Origin of the sequence: Paracoccus sp. S4493 (assembly GCF_000967735.1) — a bacterium.
Classification (GTDB): domain Bacteria; phylum Pseudomonadota; class Alphaproteobacteria; order Rhodobacterales; family Rhodobacteraceae; genus Paracoccus; species Paracoccus marcusii.
Map to the genome: position 1 here is coordinate 1 of NZ_JXYF01000492.1, position 311 is coordinate 311.

Annotated in this window: 1 protein-coding gene; it reads right to left on the reverse strand. The window is 67.8% G+C overall.

Annotated elements, in window-relative coordinates:
- Positions 1-311 (reverse strand): carbon-phosphorus lyase complex subunit PhnI (locus TW83_RS18685; protein ID WP_045984292.1); only part of this gene is annotated, 311 nt, incomplete at both ends.

Consider the following 311-nt stretch of genomic DNA (forward strand, 5'->3'; position numbering starts at 1 on the left):
CAGCGCAGGGCGCGGTCGACCAGGCTGACGGCGATGGCCTTGCGTTCCGACTGTCCCATGACAAGCCCGTATCCGCGCGTGAACTGCGCGGGTTCGGTGCGCGAGCCCTTGAACTGGTTCACGGTCTCGCATTCGGTCAGCGCGATCTCTCCGATGTCGATGGTCAGGTCCAGCTCGGGGATGTGCATCTGCACGGGGACGCGGCCGATGCGCAGTTCGCCGACAAAGGCATGGGTGCGCCCGTAGCCACGCTGGGTGGAATAGGCCAGGCCCAGCACGAACCCCTCGTCCGCGCGGGCCAGCGCCTGCAG